This is a genomic window from Shewanella sp. YQ_9 (assembly GCF_043103185.1).
GTDB lineage: Bacteria > Pseudomonadota > Gammaproteobacteria > Enterobacterales > Shewanellaceae > Shewanella > Shewanella algae.
The window spans coordinates 1-17,934 of sequence record NZ_JBICJO010000054.1 but is presented as its reverse complement, the minus strand read 5'-3'; the positions used below and the strand labels follow the sequence as shown (position 1 = coordinate 17,934).

The window sequence follows — 17,934 nt, the reverse complement described above, 5'->3', positions numbered from 1 at the left end:
TGTAGTAATAAAATTACAAATAAAATTATAGATTTACGCTTGTTGCCACGGAGTGTAAAATGCCGCTGCCCTCGTGTGAAGGGGCCACTGAAATAAACTTGCGGAGATAGAACTGTGCAGCAATACGTACTCTGGTATCAGGAATTAGGCATGGGTGACGTCAACAAGGTCGGCGGTAAAAACGCTTCCCTTGGTGAAATGATCAGTAATCTGGCCAATGCCGGTGTTCAAGTACCTGGCGGCTTTGCGACCACATCCCACGCGTTCAATGAGTTTCTTGAGCAAAGTGGAGTAAACCAGAAGATATACGACATTCTTGACACATTGGATGTAGATGATGTCAACGCACTGGCTAAAGTTGGTGCACAGATCAGACAGTGGGTTATCGAAACCCCATTTCAGCCAGAACTCGAACAAGCGATTCGGGAAGCCTACGAAAAATTAGCCTCTGAAACCCTAGACGCCTCATTCGCCGTGCGTTCCTCTGCCACTGCAGAAGATATGCCCGACGCTTCATTTGCCGGTCAGCAAGAAACCTTCCTCAACGTGAAGGGCTTCGAAGCTGTATTGGTTGCCATCAAGCATGTGTTTGCCTCCCTGTTCAATGATCGCGCTATCTCCTATCGTGTGCATCAGGGTTACGACCATCGCGGTGTGGCGCTGTCAGCCGGTGTTCAGCGCATGGTACGTTCCGACAAGGCGGCTTCAGGCGTGATGTTCACCATGGATACCGAGTCCGGTAACAAGGATGTGGTATTTATCACTTCTTCCTTCGGTTTGGGCGAAATGGTAGTACAAGGTGCGGTTAACCCGGACGAGTTCTATGTACACAAGCCAACCCTGACTGCCGGTCACAAGGCCGTTGTTCGTCGTAACATCGGCAGCAAGCTGATCCAGATGGTGTACTCGGATGATGAATCTCACGGCAAGCAGGTGAAAATTGAAGATGTCGCCAAAGAACAGCGCATGACTTTCTCCATCAATGATGAAGAAGTGATGGAGCTGGCCAAGCAGGCGATGATCATTGAAAAGCATTATGGCCGTCCGATGGATATCGAATGGGCCAAAGACGGTAACGACGGTCGTCTCTACATAGTTCAGGCTCGCCCTGAAACCGTACGCTCCCGTGAAGATGTGCAGCTGATTGAGCGTTATCACCTCAAGAGCCGTGGCGAAGTGATCTGTGAGGGTCGCGCCATTGGCCACAAGGTGGGTTCAGGTGTTGCCAAGGTGCTCAAATCTATCGACGAAATGGACAAGATCCAGCCAGGCGATGTACTGGTTACCGATATGACTGACCCGGATTGGGAACCTATCATGAAGCGCGCCAGCGCCATTGTCACCAACCGTGGTGGTCGTACTTGTCACGCTGCCATTATTGCCCGTGAACTGGGCGTGCCTGCGGTAGTGGGTTGTGGTGACGTGACCGACAAAATTCAAAACGGTCAGGAAGTGACGGTATCCTGCGCCGAAGGCGACACAGGTTATATCTATCAAGGCAAGCTGGAGTTTGATGTGATTTCCAGCCGCGTTGATTCCATGCCTGATCTGCCGATGAAGATAATGATGAACGTGGGTAACCCTGACCGCGCCTTCGACTTTGCCCGTCTGCCTAACGAAGGTGTGGGTCTGGCCCGTCTCGAGTTCATCATCAACCGTATGATAGGTATTCACCCCAAGGCTCTGCTGGAATTTGATCAGCAAACCGATGAGCTGAAAGCCGAGATCACCGAGATGATTGCCGGTTATGATTCTCCGGTTGAATACTATGTTGCCCGCCTGGTGGAAGGTATCTCTTCTATCGCTGCAGCATTCCACCCCAAGAAGGCCATCGTGCGTATGTCTGACTTCAAGTCAAACGAATATGCCAACCTGATCGGCGGTGACAAGTACGAGCCAGAGGAAGAGAACCCAATGCTGGGCTTCCGTGGCGCCAGCCGCTATATCTCCGAGTCGTTCCGTGATTGTTTCGCCCTCGAGTGTGAAGCCATCAAACGGGTTCGTAACGACATGGGGCTGAAGAACGTTGAGATCATGATCCCGTTCGTTCGTACTCTTGAAGAAGGCCGTCAGGTTATCGAACTGCTGAAAGAGCAGGGTCTGGAGCGTGGTAAAGATGGTCTGCGCGTCATCATGATGTGTGAACTGCCATCCAACGCCCTGCTGGCGGATCAGTTCCTGGAGATGTTTGATGGTTTCTCCATCGGCTCCAACGACCTGACTCAGCTGACTCTGGGTCTGGACCGTGACTCGGGCATCATCAGTCACCTGTTCGACGAGCGTAACGAAGCCGTCAAGGCGTTGCTGGCGATGGCTATCAAGTCAGCCAAGGCCAAGGGTGCTTACGTGGGTATCTGTGGTCAGGGTCCTTCGGATCACGCCGACTTCGCTGCCTGGTTGGTGGAGCAGGGCATAGACACAGTGTCTCTGAACCCAGACACTGTGATCGACACCTGGTTGTACCTGGCTGAAGCCCACGGCTAAGCTTGAAACAACTCAGTAAGTTATGAAAGAAGCCGCTTTTTAGCGGCTTCTTTTTGTTTATAATGGCCCGATAACAATAATTGAGCCGAGCAATAAGATGTTACCCCTATTATCACACCAACAAACTCTGGAACCCCTGTATCTGGATTATCTGGATGCGCTTGAGCAGCGAGGCTTTCGCGGCGATATCGACAGGCGCTACAGTGCCCGCTTGGCTCAAGCGACGGATAACTCTGTCTATCAGTTCCTGCCGCAGGCGGTGCTCTATCCCAGAGACAGCGCCGATATTGCCATGGCGTTGCGGCTCGCTTGTGAGGAGGCTTTTGCCAAGGTGGTCTTCAGTGCCCGCGGCGGCGGTACAGGAACCAATGGCCAGGCGCTGACCCATGGGATAGTGCTGGATCTCTCACGCCATATGAACCGGGTGCTGGAAGTTAACCCAGAGGAAGGTTGGGTCAGAGTCGAGGCCGGTGTGGTCAAGGATGCGCTCAATGATGCGCTGCGGCCGCACGGCTTTTTTTTCAGCCCGGATCTTTCCACCTCCAACCGTGCCACTCTGGGCGGGATGATCAATACCGATGCCTCCGGCGCCGGCTCGCTGGTGTATGGCAAGACCTCGGATCATGTGCTGGAGCTTACCAGTGTGTTGGTGGATGGCAGTGTGCTGCACACGGCTCCGGTGAGCCGCGAGGCACTGGAATCGGGTGAGAAGGTCACTGACAACCCGCTCGGCAACAAGTTGATTACCGAAGTGGCCCGTCGCTGCAGTGAGCAGCGAGAACTGATTGAACAGCGCTTTCCCAAGCTGAACCGTTTTTTGACCGGTTACGATCTGAAAAATGTCTGGGATCAACAGCTGAGCGAATTCAATCTGTCGCGGATCCTCACGGGCTCAGAGGGTACGCTGGCGGTGGTGACTGAGGCCAAACTGGATATCACCCCTTTGCCGGCCAGCCGCCTTATGGTCAACATCAAGTATGACTCTTTTGAATCGGCACTACGCCATGCGCCCGACTTGGTGCTCGCCAATGCCACTGTGGTGGAAACCGTCGATTCCAAGGTGCTGAATCTGGCGCGGGAAGACATTATCTGGCACTCGGTATCCGAGCTTATCCAGGAAGTGCCCGGCAAGGTAATCGATGGCCTTAACATGGTGGAGTTTGCCGGAGAACAAGCCCAGGTCGATGAGCGGGCAGAGCGTCTGGCCGCGGCGCTGGATGCACAGATTGCCGCCGGTGAAAAAGGGGTGCTTGGGTATCAGCTTACCCGGGATGCCGGTTCCATCAATAAGATTTATGCCATGCGCAAGAAGGCGGTCGGGCTGCTCGGGGCCACCAAAGGCCGCCGCAAACCGATAGCCTTCGCCGAAGATACCGCCGTACCACCGGAAAAGCTCGCCGACTATATCATGGAGTTCCGTGCCCTGTTGGATAGCCATCAACTGCAATACGGCATGTTCGGCCATGTGGATGCCGGGGTGCTGCACGTGCGTCCGGCGCTGGATATGTGCGATCCCAAGGATGAAGCCTTGCTGCGCATCGTTTCGGATCAAGTGGCGGCACTGACGCAGAAATACGGCGGCCTGATGTGGGGCGAGCACGGTAAAGGCGTGCGTGGTGAGTATGGCCCCCAGGTATTTGGCGAGCAGCTTTGGAGTGAGCTTGAAGAAGTTAAGACGCTGTTCGACCCCCAGAATAAACTCAACCCAGGTAAGCTGGTGGCGCCCAAAGGCCAACAGCTTATCTACAATGTCGACAGTACCAAGCGCGGCAGTTTCGATAGGCAAATACCTGTCAGTGTCCGCGATGCCTTTCCGGATGTGATGAACTGTAACGGCAACGGCCTGTGTTTCAACTACAGCCGCTTTTCGCCCATGTGCCCCTCTTTCAAGGTGACTGGAGACAGGATCCATTCGCCCAAGGGCCGCGCCGGGTTAATGCGTGAATGGCTGCGACTGCTGGAATCTGAAGGCGTTGATGTCAATGAGCTGGCCAAGTCCAAACCCATGGGCTTATTGCAGCGGCTGCAGAACAGCCTCAACGCCAAGAAAGAATACGACTATTCCCACGAGGTGATGGAGTCGCTCAAGGGCTGTCTCGCCTGTAAGGCGTGCTCCGGCCAGTGTCCGGTGAAGGTGGATGTCCCCAAGTTCCGGGCAAAGTTTTTCAGTATCTATTACCGCCGTTACCAGCGTCCCGCCAAGGATTACCTGGTGGCCGGTGTCGAGGATTCGGTGCAGCTGATGGCCAAGGCGCCCCGGCTGAGTAACTTTGTGGCGCAGAATCCTCTATCCAAGTGGGTGATTAAGAAGGCTCTGGGGTATGTGGATGCGCCTGCGCTGTCTGTTCCTACGCTGAAACAGCGCCTGGATGCTCACCCCAGCCGTGGTTATGATCTCAACGCCTTGAGCGCTATCCCCGCCGCTGAGCGACAAAACTATGTGTTGGTAGTGCAGGATCCTTTCAACAGCTTCTACGATGCCGAACTGGTTTATCGCTTTATTCGCCTGATTGAAGCGCTTGGACTCAAGCCGGTATTGCTGCCGTTCAAGCCCAACGGTAAACCGGCTCATATCAAGGGGTTTCTGGAGCAGTTTGCCAAGACGGCGCAGACCGCCGCCGATTTTCTCAATCAGGTGCATGCCCTTGGCATGCCCATGGTGGGGGTAGATCCTGCGTTGGTGCTGGTTTATCGCGACGAATACCGTGAGGCGCTCGGCGCCAAGCGCGGCCAATTCAATGTCCAGCTTGCCAGCGAGTGGCTCAGTGCCATGCTCGAGCAGTTACCGCAACTGCCTGCAAGCGGGCGCGAGTTCACCTGGTTCAGCCACTGCACTGAATCCAGTGCTCGCCCCGGCACTGCCAAAGAATGGCAAACCATCTTTGCCCGTTTTGGTGCCAAGTTGGGAACCGTGAATCTGGGTTGTTGCGGCATGGCCGGTACTTATGGCCATGAGCTGGAAAACCTGCCACGCTCCAAGGCTCTGTATGAGATGTCCTGGGACGAGGCGATAAAGTCGCTGCCGCAGGAGCAGATACTGGTGTCCGGCTACTCCTGTCGCAGCCAGGTCAAACGCTTTGGTGGCTTTAGGCCCAGGCACCCCATCGAAGCCTTGCTGGAGCTGACTCAAACGCAAGCCTGAGAGCGCCAAGAATAGGGCTCCAAAAGTGAGCCCATGAATAGGGAACCCAAGAATAGGAAGTCAGGATGAAACAGTCGGCAGACAAGGTGAGTGAAGCCCTGAAAGGGCTTGGGGCAAGGCCGGACTTGTGTCAGCAGCAAGCCCTGTTTGAGATAGACGTTAAAGGCGACTGGTATTATCTCAACTCACCGTTGCCAGCCAAGTTCGCCAGGCTCTTCAGTAGTATTTTGCACTGCATCGAGGGTGAACATCTGTTGCTCACCCCGGCAGAGCGTTTGAAGGTAGCGGTGGCCGACACACCGCTCATCATAGTCGATTACAAACAGCTGGATATCGAGGCCGAGAGCAGCCGTTTTGCCCTGGTTTGCTCCCAGGGTAATGAGTTCGAGGTGCTGGGGCTCAATGCCTTTGAGAGCGCCAAATCCGGGCTATTGGTAAGCTTGCCTCGAGGTCTAAAGGCCAGGCTTGGGCGTGCCTGTTTCTATCGCTTTGCCGAAACCTATTTACTGAGTTAAAAGTCAAAGGAATCGCTTTGCCATTCAGGCAGATATAAAACCTTTATTTACAGTAGCCTGACTGTAAATGCCCCATTATTCTCCTTTCTTGTGTTAGTGAAATATTCAGCAGGTGGTAGTATTAATACCATTCGTATAGAAGTTTGATTGACTCAGAATCAGGGCCGCCACTCAAGTTTAAAGCGGATACTGGACTGGTAGATATGCCCCAAAAGGCGAGTTAAAAAGCTGCGTATAGGGCGGTCAATGCAGATTTATTCCGCTGGAGATGCCCTACCTTGCGCTGCTTTCATGCCCCTGAGTAGGTCAATCATTTGGCTCAGTGGTATAGTTAAACTCGGCAGCGGCATGGCCCGGCGTCAATGAAGCAGAATAAGCGATTTTGCTGAATGGGGCGAAGCCCTGCCGATAGCGAACAGACAAGCCCTGAAGTACAGGAGGTGTTGCTTGAACCGCAAAGAGAGTCTCGGTTATCTGGTATCCCATCTGAACGTGGAACTGCAACATGAACTGGATAGCCGCCTGAAGCGTTATCAGCTGGATATTAAACTCTGGCCTGTGTTGTTTGCGCTCTGGCAAGAGGAAGGGATCAGCCAAACCGAGTTGTCACGTCGCTGTGATGTGGCCAACTACACCATGACACGCCTGCTGGATCAACTGCAGGTACAAGGCTTAATCTATCGCCATCAGGAAGAAGACAACCGGCGTGCGTTTCAAATTTTTCTGACCGATCAGGCCAAGGCGATGGAGCAGGACTTAATTCGCGAGGCCGAGCGGGTCAACGAGAAGTTTATGGCAGCCTTGGATGAGCCGGAAAGAGGGCAGCTGCTCATGCTGCTCAACAAGATAAATCATACTGACAAGCGTTAACCCTATGGTTGAATGTGTGCTCGGTAAATCAAAGATAAACCAATAGCACGCACACCAATCCCCCCAGTAGCAACCAGTGTTGCAGATGTGAGCTGCTTGACTGCTGTTTCCCCTGTTTGAGGCTCGCCAGCAGGCGGTTACACTTGTAGATGCGACAGATAGTCAGCTCTGTGGTGGGGTCAACCAGGAGTTGCATTCGGCAACGTACACCGTTACGCAACTTGAAGCTGTGCTCGCTGTGCAGCCCCAGGTTGAATTTGCTGGATACCACTTTACCGTCGACAAACAAACGCTCAAATCCATTCCAGTTGCTGGCCTGTAATTCAACCTTTTGCTGTTCCACTTCATAGCCGAATCTGAGCATCATTGACTCCCTGACCTTCGAGATGACGAATGCTAAGTCAAGCAGAGGCAGATGACGCTTGCCAGTCCGTAAAAATGAATTTTCTGTTTCTGGTGCTTATCTATTTGCCGACAGGAGGAAAATTTTTTCAGTAATAAAAAAGGGCCCGAAGGCCCCTTTATGGAATATGAGCGAGCTTAGGCTTGGGTACCATTGATGATGGCGCGGGCCATCTCATCTGCTACTTCAGCCGTGGTGCGGTTTTGCTCATCGGCCTGCTTGAAGATGGACAACAGGGTGTTGTAGATCTCTTCAACCTTGGCGGTAGACTTGGTGGCATCATAGTCTTTTTCGAAAGACACGTTGATGATACCACCGGCGTTGATCACATAGTCTGGGGCATAGAGGATGCCCATCTGCTTGAGCTGCTCACCATGGCGTGGCTCGGCCAACTGGTTGTTGGCGCAGCCTGCGACTATGCTCGCTTTCAGCTGTGGCAGTGTGGTGTCGTTAAGTGTGGCGCCCAGGGCGCAAGGGGCATAGACATCGACGTCCAGAGCATAGATGTCCTGAGGGGCAACCACCACGGCGCCAAAGTCGGTGGCGACCTTGTCCAGTGATGCTTGATGAATATCGGTTACAAACAGCTCGGCGCCTTCTTCATGCAGGTGCTTGCACAGATAATAGCCCACATGGCCTACACCCTGAACGGCTATCGTGAGGCCTTTGAGGCTATCTTTGTCCAGCTTGTGTTTAACGGCAGCCTTGATACCCAGGTAAGTTCCCATGGCGGTAAAAGGAGAGGGATCGCCGCTCATTCCTTCCAGGCCAAGCACATAAGGGGTTTCATCATGGGCAATCATGATGTCGGCAGGGGTGGTACCCACATCTTCGGCCGAGTAGTAGCGGCCGCCCAGGCTGTGAACAAAACGGCCAAAGGCGCGGAACAGCTGCTCACGATTCTCTGTCTTGGGATCGGCTATGATCACCGACTTACCGCCACCCATGGCCAGACCGGCCAGCGCGTTCTTGTAAGTCATACCGCGGGAGAGGCGCAACACGTCAGTGAGAGCTTCATCATCTGATTGATAGTTCCACATACGGCAACCGCCTACGGCAGGGCCCAAGTTGGTGTTGTGGATGGCGATGATGGCGCGCAGGCCACTTTCCTTGTCATGACAGAATACTACCTGTTCATGTTCGTCGAATGATACATGATTAAATACAGCCACGTCTGTTCTCCGCTGTGCTTATTGGGGCGGCGCTTAGCGGCCGCCGACCGCTTGTTATATTTATTGCAGAACCATAGCATTTAGCGATACTCTCAACAAAGCTGATGAGCAGAATATTTGTGATCTATCTGGCAATTTTGCTTTCCACCTTACGTTAACGTAAAGCTGGTTGAAAACTGAAGTCAGCCACCCATAGTCGTCTCATTATGGGGTGGTACTGAAAAAGCCGGCCAGAGGCTTAGTTGAACAGATACAGAATATAAAAACACAATAAAAACAAACAAGAAGAAAGGAAAGTTTATGACTGAACAGACAAGTACACCGCCCAACGCCGAACAGCAGGAAGCCTTGCGCCAGGCTTGGGTGCGTGAACAGTTCCAGAAAGCCAATAAATTTCTTGCAGAGAAAGGGGTGATCCCCAGCAAAGTGGTACCGGCGGAAAGCCGTTATCTGGCGCCTTATGTAGCCATGTGGAAAATCGAATCCAAACAGCCCAGCCACAAGACCTATTGGGTGATGTCCGGTGACTTGCCTTCTGACTATGTTGATGTCAGCGTAGCAGCCACTGCTCGCGAAGCCTTGCGTCACTTTTCGCTGACCTGGCAGCTCAAGGCCGAGAACCTGGTGCAATCTGGGGCGACCAAAGACCCTACCCAGGCCAAGTTCGCCCAGTTGCTGGTTTCCAGAGCCGAGAGCCTATACAAGATCCAGGAAGACGATAAACTCTGGGGCTGATAACCCTAGAGCAAACAAAAAAAGCAGCCGTAGGCTGCTTTTTTAGTGTCTGTGCAGTGTCTGGCCAAGCCAAGTGAGAGTCTGAATAAGGGTTCAAACCTCAGGCCTAAAGTTCAAACCTCGACCTTAGCAGCAGGGGAGTCGGCTCATTCCTCGTCACTGAGATAGCAATAACCCTTTTCCAAAAGTTCGCACAGCAGCAATGCCACGGCATCATCCTGAAGCAGTGACTCAAGATCTTCGCCGCTGATGCTGGTGTGATTGGCAATAAGCAGCGCCTGCTTTTCACTGCCTTGCGGCAATTCAAAGGCTTCACCATTGATAAACAGTCGGCAGTTGGGATCCTCTTCCAGCATGAGAATTTTAAGCCCACCTATGCGCTTGAATACAGCGCCTTCGGCCGCAGCTTCTCTGAGCTCCTCGGTACTCATAGGCTCACCCTGGCAAATATCCAGTTCAAAGCGGTTCTGACTCAGCAACTTGCCAAGCACGCCCTGATAATAGTCAGGGTTTTCAGTCAGCTCTTTCAGCAGCGCCATCATCCCCTGTTGCTGGCTCTTGGCGATCAGCGCAGGTTGCCCGGCTTCTTCACTCGAAGTGAAGCGTTTGTGGCCGAGATCCTGATCAAGCATAAAGTCGGCCATTTCGCTGATAAGTTCTTGCTGACTCGGTGCCCGGAAGCCTATTGAGTAGGACAGTGCCAGGGTCAGGGTTTCGCCCCTGTGGGGGAAACCGGGCGGAATATACAGCATGTCGCCGGGCTCCAGCACTGTATCTATGATGGGCTCAAAGTCTTCAATCAAAGGGGTATTGGGATTGTTGCCACGCTTGGCGTATTGACCCTTGGCACCCACTGTCCAGCGCCTGCGCCCCTCGCCTTGAATGATAAAGACATCATAGTTGTCGATATGGGGGCCGACACCGCCACCCGGCGTGGCAAAGGACACCATTAGGTCATCAAAGCGCCAGTCCGGCAGGAAACGGAAGGCTTCCACCAGACCCTGTGAGTCCGGATACCAGTGGTTGACGGCCTGTACCAGCAGTTGCCAGTTTCCTTCACCGAACTTGTCATAGTCTTCAAATGGGCCTGAGATCACTTCCCAGTCCTGCCCCCTGGTGATTACCACCCGTGAGGAAATCTCCTCTTCACAGGCGAGGCCCGCCAGCTCATCGGCGGCGATAGGATCGACAAAGTCCTTGAAGGCTTGTCTGATCACCTTGGGTTGTTGCTGCCACACCTCTTTAACAAAGGCATTGCTGTCCAGAGTCAGCTGGTAAGTGTTCGTCATCTGTTATCCAATCCATAAACTGTTTCAATGGCCAGTCAGTTATCCCGCTTGCAACGGCATAAACCCCGGGGAGAAAAAAGGCGGTACTGGAAACCAGTACCGCCCGTGACAGCCAAGAGGCTATCAGTTCAAATCATCGACAAAGGCTTCGGCGCGGCCTATGTAGTTGGCCGGCGTCAGTTGCTTGAGTTCGTGTTTCACGTTCTCAGGCAGCTCCAGACCGTCGATAAAGGCTGCCAGCTGCTGACCATCGATACGCTTGCCACGGGTCAGCTCCTTGAGCTTCTCGTAAGGCTTTTCGATGCCATAGCGGCGCATGACTGTCTGTATCGGCTCGGCCAGCACTTCCCAGTTGTGATCCAGTTCATCGCGTAGGTGCGCCTCGTTGACTTCCAGCTTACTGACACCCTTGAGTGTGGCCTGGTAGGCGATCAGCGAGTGGGCGATACCCACACCCAGGTTACGCAGTACTGTGGAGTCGGTCAGATCGCGCTGCCAGCGGGAAACCGGCAGTTTACTGGCCAGATGCTGCATCAGGGCGTTGGCTATGCCCAGGTTACCTTCCGAGTTTTCAAAGTCGATAGGGTTAACCTTGTGCGGCATGGTGGATGAGCCGATTTCACCGGCCACAGTCTTCTGCTTGAAGTGACCCAGGGCGATATAACCCCAGATATCACGGTCAAAATCAATCAGCACGGTATTGAAACGGGCCACGGCATCGAACAGCTCGGCAATATAGTCGTGCGGTTCAATCTGAGTGGTGTAGGGGTTCCAGTTCAGCCCCAGGCTGGTGACAAAGCGCTGTGACAGCTCATGCCAGTTAACTTCTGGGTAGGCCGACAGGTGAGCGTTGTAGTTACCCACGGCGCCGTTGATCTTACCCATGATCTCAACCGCTTCAATTTGTTTGAGTTGGCGTTCGAGACGTACGGCAACGTTGGCCATCTCTTTACCCAGAGTCGAAGGCGAGGCGGGTTGGCCATGAGTACGGGACATCAGAGGCACAGTCTTGTAACGTCTGGCCAGCTCTTTAACGGCATCGACCAGCTTCTGGCAGTATGGCAGCAGTACCTGTTCACGGGCTTCGGTCAGCATCAGACCGTGGGACAGGTTGTTGATGTCCTCACTGGTGCAGGCAAAGTGCACGAACTCGCCTATGGCGGCCAGCTCGGCATTGTCGGCGATTTTTTCCTTGATGAAGTATTCCACCGCCTTAACGTCATGGTTGGTGGTGGCTTCGATGGTTTTGACTCTCAGGGCATCGGCTTCGCTGAAGTTATCGCGAATATTGTCCAGCAATGCCAGAGCTTCTTCACTGAAGGGGGGGACTTCTTCGATTTCAGGGCAGCTGGAAAGCAGTTTCAGCCAGTTGATTTCGACCTGAACACGATACTTGGTAAGACCGTACTCGCTGAATATCCCCCGAAGTTCGGCGGTTTTACTACCATAACGCCCGTCTACCGGTGAGATAGCAGTCAGTGCGGAAAGATCCATTATAAGCTCCTTGATGAACTTGGCTTTATTATAGGGTGAGGCTTTTTTTAGCTGTATCGACGATCGCCTTGCGGGCAAACACCAGATGTCTGCGTTTGCCGCCGAGTTGACGCCAGAGTACGGCACTGCGCATTGCTGCCAGCAACAAGGCGCGTATTTTATGTTGGACCAGTGGCCGCTGCAGTATGTTGGGGTTGCCCGAAATCTGGATCTTGGGCCCCAAATTACTGATGATATCGCTGTAGATGCTGGCCAGGTTGGCGATAACCTGCTCGTCGGTTATGGCAAAGTGGCTCAATTGGCGATGCACCTGATTGATGCGCTCAGACAGCATCCCCAGAGCCGCCTGGTTGCGGCTCAGTTTACGCTCCAGCGCCAGAATTCCGACCAGATAGCGGGTGATTTCCACATCTTTCTGGGCGCTGTCACCCAGTTGGTTGATAATCCACTTGTAGCCGTTGGCCAGCACAACTTTGTCGGGATAGATCTCATCGATATTCTCGGGATCTGTCACCATAATGCCATCGAGTGCCGCAGCCAACTGCTGCGGATCGCTTTCCCCGTGGCGGGCTATGTATTGCACCTGGGCGATAGCCTGCAATATGCCGGCAAATGCCATGGTGCGGTCATGCAATTGCTCGCTCAATGATTACTCCCTAATCAGGGTTTCTATGATGCCGCCACCCAGGCAGACTTCACCGTCGTAGAATACTGCCGACTGCCCTGGCGTGACTGCCGCCACAGGTTCGTCGAAGATCACTCTCAGCTCATCGTCACCCTGGACATAAACAGTGCAGGGGATATCCTGCTGGCGATAACGGGTCTTGACCGTGATTTTTGCGCCATCGGCCGGGCCCTGCCTGTCGACCCAGTGCAACTGTCTGGCTGTGAGGCCAACCGACATGAGTCTTGGGTGTTGGCCGCCTTGGGCGACAACCAATACATTACGTTTCAGATCTTTGTCGACCACATACCAAGGATTGTCGTTGCTGTTTTTCATGCCGCCAATCCCAAGGCCTTTGCGCTGGCCCAGAGTGTGGTACATCAGTCCTTGATGCTCGCCTATCACTTCACCGTCGACACTCTCGATTTTGCCCGGTTGCGCGGGCAGATAAGTGCCAAGGAATTCAGTAAATTTGCGTTCACCGATAAAACAGATGCCGGTGCTGTCTTTCTTGTTGAAGGTGACCAGCCCTTGCTCTTCGGCGATGCGGCGAACTTCGGGTTTTTCCAGGTCACCCACAGGGAACAGGCTGCGAGCCACCTGTTGGTGACTCAAGGTGTAGAGGAAGTAGCTCTGATCTTTGTTGCCATCTATGCCGCGAAGCAGCTGGGTTTTACCGTCGGTATCACGGCGGCGCACATAGTGGCCCATGGCGATATAGTCGGCATCGAGAATGTCATCGGCAAACTCAAGGAAGGCTTTGAACTTGATCTCCTTGTTGCACATGATGTCCGGGTTAGGCGTGCGTCCCGCCTTGTACTCGGCCAGAAAATACTCGAACACATTGTCCCAGTATTCGGCGGCAAAGTTGACCGTGTGCAACTTGATCCCCAGCTTGTCACAGACAGCCTGGGCATCTTTTAAATCTTCGGCGGCAGAGCAATATTCGTCGGTGTCATCTTCTTCCCAGTTCTTCATGAACAGGCCTTCTACCTGATAGCCCTGCTGGAGCAGCAGATAGGCTGAAACAGATGAGTCGACACCGCCGGACATGCCGACAATGACTTTTTTTCCTGATGCATTGGGAGTGTTAGCTGTCATAGATCCTAAAACCGTTGAATTCATTCATGAACGCCCGAAAAGAGAACTGCTGCTTGTGCCCGGTTGTGGCAGGCCGTTATTGGCGCGACGCGGGGGTGGACAAACAGCCATAAGGCGCTCAGTTTCTGCGGGGGCGTATTCTATCACGCCTTGGTGCCCAGAGCTAATCACAACAGCTCGCTATTGAGCAAAGATAACGGCAGCCGTTGTCCCTGCAAATAGCTCTCCAGTGTGGCGCTGACCAAGGGGCTGCGAAGCTTGGATCCCAAGGCCGTGATTTCATCCATGCTCAACCAATGGGCGGCCTTGATGGCGACGTCCAACGGCTTGGCACTCTGGCACTTGGCCAGGCGAGCACAGAAGGTGAAACGTAAAAAGGCCAGCTCTTTGGAAGCACTGAACTGATCTATCCGCACCAGGGCTTCAGGGGTGACAGTCAGGCCGGTTTCTTCGAGCACCTCGCGGCGACAGGCGTCGATAAGGCTTTCATTTGCTTCCAGGTGACCGGCCGGTTGGTTGAATTTCTGTTGGCCGTCTATCAATTCCTCGACCAGCAGAAAACGCTTCTCGGCCTCAATAATGCAGGCCACTGTTACATTGGGGCGATAACGTTCAGTCATGGAGAAGCTCCTTAATCGCCGCCTCAGAAAGAGTACGATATTCACCGGGCTGCAGGCATTGCCCTTGCTCGGTATCCAGGCTGAGATTGCCTATGGCATAACGTATCAATCTTAAAGTGGGAAACCCGACATGGGCTGTCATCCTTCGTACCTGACGATTGCGCCCTTCGCGGATACAGATCTCCAGCCAAGTGGTGGGGATATTGCGCCGCTCACGAATGGGTGGATTACGTGGCCACAAAGATTCGGGTTGTTGCAGTCGTCGAACTTTTGCAGGCAGGGTGGGGCCATCTTTCAACTCAATTCCCTCACGTAAGGCTTGAATCGCGGTGTCATCGACATCGCCTTCCACCTGTACCCAGTAGGTCTTGAAGGTGTGCTTGTTGGGTTGGGTCAGCTTGGCCTGCAACTGACCGTTATTGGTGAGCAGTAACAGACCCTCGCTGTCTCTGTCCAGGCGGCCGGCGGCATAGATACCGGCGATGGGCAGTAGATCTTTGAGCGTGCGTCGTCCGCCTTCATCGGTAAACTGGCATAACACATCGAAGGGTTTGTTGAGCAGCACCACTTGGGTTTCTGCAACCGAGAGTGGTGGTACTTTTGGCCGGGGTTTTTGAGGACCAGGGCGCTTTTTATTCAGACCCAGTCTCTTGTTATTGGAACTTTTGTTACTGGGACTCTTGCAACTGGAACTCTTGCTGTTGGGGCTTGGTTTGGTGGAGCGCTGACTCTTCTCTCGGCCAAACTCTTTACCGTCAGGGCCCTTGGGGTGACTGGGCTGGCGTTTGGGTTTACGTCTTGGTTGGGAGGTAGGCGAATTCATTGAGATATCCTGGCTGCTTGAGCCGCGTGCTCTGACCATTTGGGAGTGATATGCCTGAGTGTAACACCTATGTCCGGTTTGGCGGCGACACGGGTTTGTGACTTTTGGCAGAGTGTACCTGCCACTCGCCTATAGTGGAATTTGAATCTTGGCTGGAATGCTCTATGATGTTCGCCAAATTGTGATCTACAACCAATTTTTACGCCCATAACACGATAGACATAGATTACCGACTGTAACGGTATCCAGGGCGAAAGAGGCAAGGAAATTAAAGAATAACAACACTTATAACAACTCATTTTTATAAAAAGCGTAGGACTGAAAATGACTGATAAAACCCCCACTATCATCTATACGCAGACAGATGAAGCGCCGGCTCTGGCGACCTTATCTCTACTGCCTATCATCAAAACCTTTACTCAGGCAGCCGGCATCAATGTCGAAACCCGTGATATTTCTCTCTCCGGCCGTGTGATTGCCGCCTTCCCCGAGCGTCTGACCGAAGCGCAGCGTATCGGCGATCACCTGGCTGAGCTTGGTGAGCTGGCAACCCAGCCCGAAGCCAATATTATCAAACTGCCCAATATCAGTGCGTCCATTCCTCAGCTGCAGGCTTGTATCAAAGAGCTGCAGGCCAAGGGCTATGATCTGCCTGATTATCCGGCCGAAGCCAAAACCGATGAAGAACGGGAAGTCAAGGCCCGTTATGACAAGATCAAAGGCAGTGCGGTAAACCCTGTGCTGCGTGAAGGGAACTCAGATCGCCGCGCCCCGACTTCGGTCAAGAACTATGCCCGTAAGCACCCGCATTCAATGGGGGCCTGGAGCAAGGACTCCAAATCTCATGTGGCTCACATGCAACAAGGGGATTTCTACGGCAGCGAGCAGTCCGTTACCCTCAAAGAGGCCGATACTGTCAGCATAGTGCTGGAACAAAATGATGGCGGCCAACTGGTGCTCAAGCAAGGGCTTAAGTTGCTGGCCGGTGAAATCATAGATGCGGCCGTTATGAGCAAGCGTGAACTGACCGCCTTCTTCGAGCGCGAAATTGAAGCGGCCCGCAAGGAAGATGTACTGCTGTCACTGCACCTGAAAGCCACCATGATGAAAGTGTCCGATCCGATTATGTTCGGCCATGCGGTGAAGGTGTTCTACAAAGATGTATTCGCCAAACACGGTGAAACTTTGCGTGAGCTGGGTGTGGACGTCAACAATGGTCTGGGTGATGTCTATGCCAAGATAGCCAAGTTGCCGGCCGAGCAGAAAGCGGCCATTGAAGCCGATATCGCCGCCGTCTACCAGAGCCGCCCTGAGCTGGCGATGGTGAACTCAGACAAAGGCATCACCAACCTTCATGTGCCAAGTGATGTGATTATCGATGCTTCCATGCCTGCAGCAATCCGCTCCAGCGGCCAGATGTGGGGCCCGGATGGCCAGCTGAAAGATACCAAGGCGCTGATCCCGGATCGTTGCTATGCCGGTGTTTACCAGGAAACCATCAGTTTCTGTAAGGAACATGGCGCCTTCGACCCTGCAACCATGGGCAGCGTGCCAAACGTGGGTCTGATGGCACAGAAGGCCGAAGAGTACGGCAGCCATGACAAGACCTTTGAAATCCCTGCGTCCGGTACGGTTAAAGTACTGGACAAGGACGGCAATCTGCTTATGTCCCACGCCGTTGAAGCCGGTGATATCTGGCGCATGTGCCAGGTTAAAGACGCACCTATCCGTGACTGGGTCAAGCTGGCCGTACGCCGCGCAAGACTGACCAACACCCCGGCGGTATTCTGGCTGGATGAAAACCGTGCCCACGATGCCCAGGTGATCGCCAAAGTGAAGGCCTACCTGCCTGAGCACGATACTGATGGGCTTGAGTTGCACATCATGTCACCTGAAAAGGCGGCCCGTTTCTCCCTTGAGCGTATTAAAGCCGGTAAGGACACTATTTCGGTAACAGGCAACGTGCTGCGTGACTACCTTACCGACTTGTTCCCTATCCTTGAGTTGGGTACCAGTGCCAAGATGCTGTCAATCGTCCCGCTGATGAACGGTGGCGGTCTGTTCGAAACGGGTGCCGGTGGCAGTGCGCCCAAACATGTACAGCAGTTTGAAGAGGAAAACCACCTGCGTTGGGATTCTCTGGGCGAGTTCCTGGCGTTGGGAGCCTCACTCGAGCACCTAAGCCAGACGACAGCCAATGCCAAGGCACAGGTGATGGCTGATTGCCTGGATCAGGCGATAGGGCTGTTCCTGGATAACAACAAGTCACCATCCCGTAAGGTGGGGCAGCTGGATAACCGCGGCAGTCACTACTTCCTGGCACAGTACTGGGCCAGCGCGCTGGCCAAGCAGGACAAGGATGCCGAGCTGAAAGCTTATTTTGCACCTCTGGCCGAAGGCCTGGTGGCTGCCGAAGAGCAGATAGTGGCAGAACTCAATGGTGCCCAGGGTGGTGCCGTTGAACTGGGTGGCTACTATAAGCTGGACCCTGTTAAAGCCGAGCAGGCTATGCGCCCAAGTGCCAGCCTGAATCGTCTTCTGAGCGCTTGATACTGAAAGCTGAATGAGGGAGCTCTCCCTCATTCAATTGCCAAACAGGCATTAAAAAGGCGGGGATAACCC

14 protein-coding genes are annotated in these 17,934 nt (G+C 53.5%); 6 read left to right on the top strand and 8 right to left on the bottom strand.

Annotation, left to right across the window (positions count from 1 at the left end):
- The first annotated feature begins 114 nt into the window (after positions 1 to 114).
- From ppsA to ACF8D4_RS14605, 4 genes are all read left to right on the top strand, one after another.
- Positions 115 to 2,484, top strand: a complete 2,370-nt coding sequence (gene ppsA, locus ACF8D4_RS14620) for a phosphoenolpyruvate synthase (protein ID WP_392465716.1) — start codon at positions 115 to 117, stop codon at positions 2,482 to 2,484.
- A gap of 97 nt (positions 2,485 to 2,581) precedes the next feature.
- On the top strand, positions 2,582 to 5,626 hold the full coding sequence (locus ACF8D4_RS14615) for an FAD-binding and (Fe-S)-binding domain-containing protein (RefSeq protein ID WP_392465713.1): 3,045 nt from the start codon (positions 2,582 to 2,584) through the stop codon (positions 5,624 to 5,626).
- Between the two features lie 65 nt (positions 5,627 to 5,691).
- Positions 5,692 to 6,141, top strand: a complete 450-nt coding sequence (locus ACF8D4_RS14610) for a DUF1285 domain-containing protein (protein ID WP_392465710.1) — start codon at positions 5,692 to 5,694, stop codon at positions 6,139 to 6,141.
- A 447-nt stretch (positions 6,142 to 6,588) separates the two neighbouring features.
- Positions 6,589 to 7,011: a MarR family winged helix-turn-helix transcriptional regulator gene (locus ACF8D4_RS14605; protein ID WP_025011184.1), complete on the top strand. Its 423-nt coding sequence runs from the start codon at positions 6,589 to 6,591 to the stop codon at positions 7,009 to 7,011.
- A 28-nt stretch (positions 7,012 to 7,039) separates the two neighbouring features.
- Here ACF8D4_RS14605 and ACF8D4_RS14600 read toward each other — a convergent pair whose 3' ends face one another.
- Together ACF8D4_RS14600 and ACF8D4_RS14595 are read right to left on the bottom strand one after the other, a co-directional pair.
- Positions 7,040 to 7,378, bottom strand: a complete 339-nt coding sequence (locus ACF8D4_RS14600; RefSeq protein WP_223828833.1) for a hypothetical protein — start codon at positions 7,376 to 7,378, stop codon at positions 7,040 to 7,042.
- A 173-nt stretch (positions 7,379 to 7,551) separates the two neighbouring features.
- Complete coding sequence (locus tag ACF8D4_RS14595) at positions 7,552 to 8,586, bottom strand: Glu/Leu/Phe/Val dehydrogenase dimerization domain-containing protein (protein WP_392465707.1); 1,035 nt, start codon at positions 8,584 to 8,586, stop codon at positions 7,552 to 7,554.
- A 300-nt stretch (positions 8,587 to 8,886) separates the two neighbouring features.
- Here ACF8D4_RS14595 and ACF8D4_RS14590 point away from each other — a divergent pair, with 300 nt between their 5' ends.
- On the top strand, positions 8,887 to 9,321 hold the full coding sequence (locus ACF8D4_RS14590) for a DUF4826 family protein (protein ID WP_044734627.1): 435 nt from the start codon (positions 8,887 to 8,889) through the stop codon (positions 9,319 to 9,321).
- 146 nt (positions 9,322 to 9,467) lie between these two features.
- On the opposite strand, the gene ACF8D4_RS14585 is transcribed toward ACF8D4_RS14590, so the two are convergent.
- The 6 genes from ACF8D4_RS14585 to ACF8D4_RS14560 all read right to left on the bottom strand — a co-directional run bounded on the left by ACF8D4_RS14585 (position 9,468) and on the right by ACF8D4_RS14560 (position 15,312).
- Positions 9,468 to 10,610 (bottom strand): JmjC domain-containing protein, encoded by a 1,143-nt coding sequence (locus ACF8D4_RS14585; RefSeq protein ID WP_392465705.1) that lies wholly within the window; start codon positions 10,608 to 10,610, stop codon positions 9,468 to 9,470.
- 123 nt (positions 10,611 to 10,733) lie between these two features.
- A complete protein-coding gene (purB, locus tag ACF8D4_RS14580) occupies positions 10,734 to 12,104 on the bottom strand; it encodes an adenylosuccinate lyase (protein ID WP_392465702.1) in 1,371 nt (456 codons plus the stop codon).
- Between the two features lie 28 nt (positions 12,105 to 12,132).
- On the bottom strand, positions 12,133 to 12,750 hold the full coding sequence (gene hflD, locus ACF8D4_RS14575; protein WP_028781430.1) for a high frequency lysogenization protein HflD: 618 nt from the start codon (positions 12,748 to 12,750) through the stop codon (positions 12,133 to 12,135).
- Positions 12,751 to 12,753: 3 nt separating this feature from the next.
- Positions 12,754 to 13,869 (bottom strand): tRNA 2-thiouridine(34) synthase MnmA, encoded by a 1,116-nt coding sequence (gene mnmA, locus ACF8D4_RS14570; RefSeq protein WP_392465700.1) that lies wholly within the window; start codon positions 13,867 to 13,869, stop codon positions 12,754 to 12,756.
- Positions 13,870 to 14,036: 167 nt separating this feature from the next.
- On the bottom strand, positions 14,037 to 14,489 hold the full coding sequence (locus ACF8D4_RS14565; protein ID WP_045283852.1) for an NUDIX hydrolase: 453 nt from the start codon (positions 14,487 to 14,489) through the stop codon (positions 14,037 to 14,039).
- Positions 14,482 to 15,312 carry a pseudouridine synthase gene (locus tag ACF8D4_RS14560; RefSeq protein WP_392465698.1) on the bottom strand — a complete coding sequence of 277 codons (831 nt, stop codon included), beginning with the start codon at positions 15,310 to 15,312 and terminating at the stop codon, positions 14,482 to 14,484. The genes ACF8D4_RS14565 and ACF8D4_RS14560 overlap by 8 nt, the downstream gene beginning before the upstream one ends.
- A 324-nt stretch (positions 15,313 to 15,636) precedes the next feature.
- Here ACF8D4_RS14560 and ACF8D4_RS14555 point away from each other — a divergent pair, with 324 nt between their 5' ends.
- Positions 15,637 to 17,862: an NADP-dependent isocitrate dehydrogenase gene (locus ACF8D4_RS14555; RefSeq protein ID WP_392465695.1), complete on the top strand. Its 2,226-nt coding sequence runs from the start codon at positions 15,637 to 15,639 to the stop codon at positions 17,860 to 17,862.
- Positions 17,863 to 17,934: the final 72 nt, after the last annotated feature.

What these genes read in the sequence shown, in the direction of transcription:
- ACF8D4_RS14600 (WP_223828833.1), bottom strand. Translation starts at nt 7,378, where the DNA reads ATGATGCTCAGATTCGGCTATGAAGTGGAACAGCAAAAGGTTGAATTA.
- mnmA (WP_392465700.1), bottom strand. Translation starts at nt 13,869, where the DNA reads ATGACAGCTAACACTCCCAATGCATCAGGAAAAAAAGTCATTGTCGGC.
- ACF8D4_RS14610 (WP_392465710.1), top strand. Translation starts at nt 5,692, where the DNA reads ATGAAACAGTCGGCAGACAAGGTGAGTGAAGCCCTGAAAGGGCTTGGG.
- ACF8D4_RS14615 (WP_392465713.1), top strand. Translation starts at nt 2,582, where the DNA reads ATGTTACCCCTATTATCACACCAACAAACTCTGGAACCCCTGTATCTG.
- ACF8D4_RS14555 (WP_392465695.1), top strand. Translation starts at nt 15,637, where the DNA reads ATGACTGATAAAACCCCCACTATCATCTATACGCAGACAGATGAAGCG.
- ACF8D4_RS14585 (WP_392465705.1), bottom strand. Translation starts at nt 10,610, where the DNA reads ATGACGAACACTTACCAGCTGACTCTGGACAGCAATGCCTTTGTTAAA.
- purB (WP_392465702.1), bottom strand. Translation starts at nt 12,104, where the DNA reads ATGGATCTTTCCGCACTGACTGCTATCTCACCGGTAGACGGGCGTTAT.
- ACF8D4_RS14565 (WP_045283852.1), bottom strand. Translation starts at nt 14,489, where the DNA reads ATGACTGAACGTTATCGCCCCAATGTAACAGTGGCCTGCATTATTGAG.
- ACF8D4_RS14560 (WP_392465698.1), bottom strand. Translation starts at nt 15,312, where the DNA reads ATGAATTCGCCTACCTCCCAACCAAGACGTAAACCCAAACGCCAGCCC.
- ACF8D4_RS14590 (WP_044734627.1), top strand. Translation starts at nt 8,887, where the DNA reads ATGACTGAACAGACAAGTACACCGCCCAACGCCGAACAGCAGGAAGCC.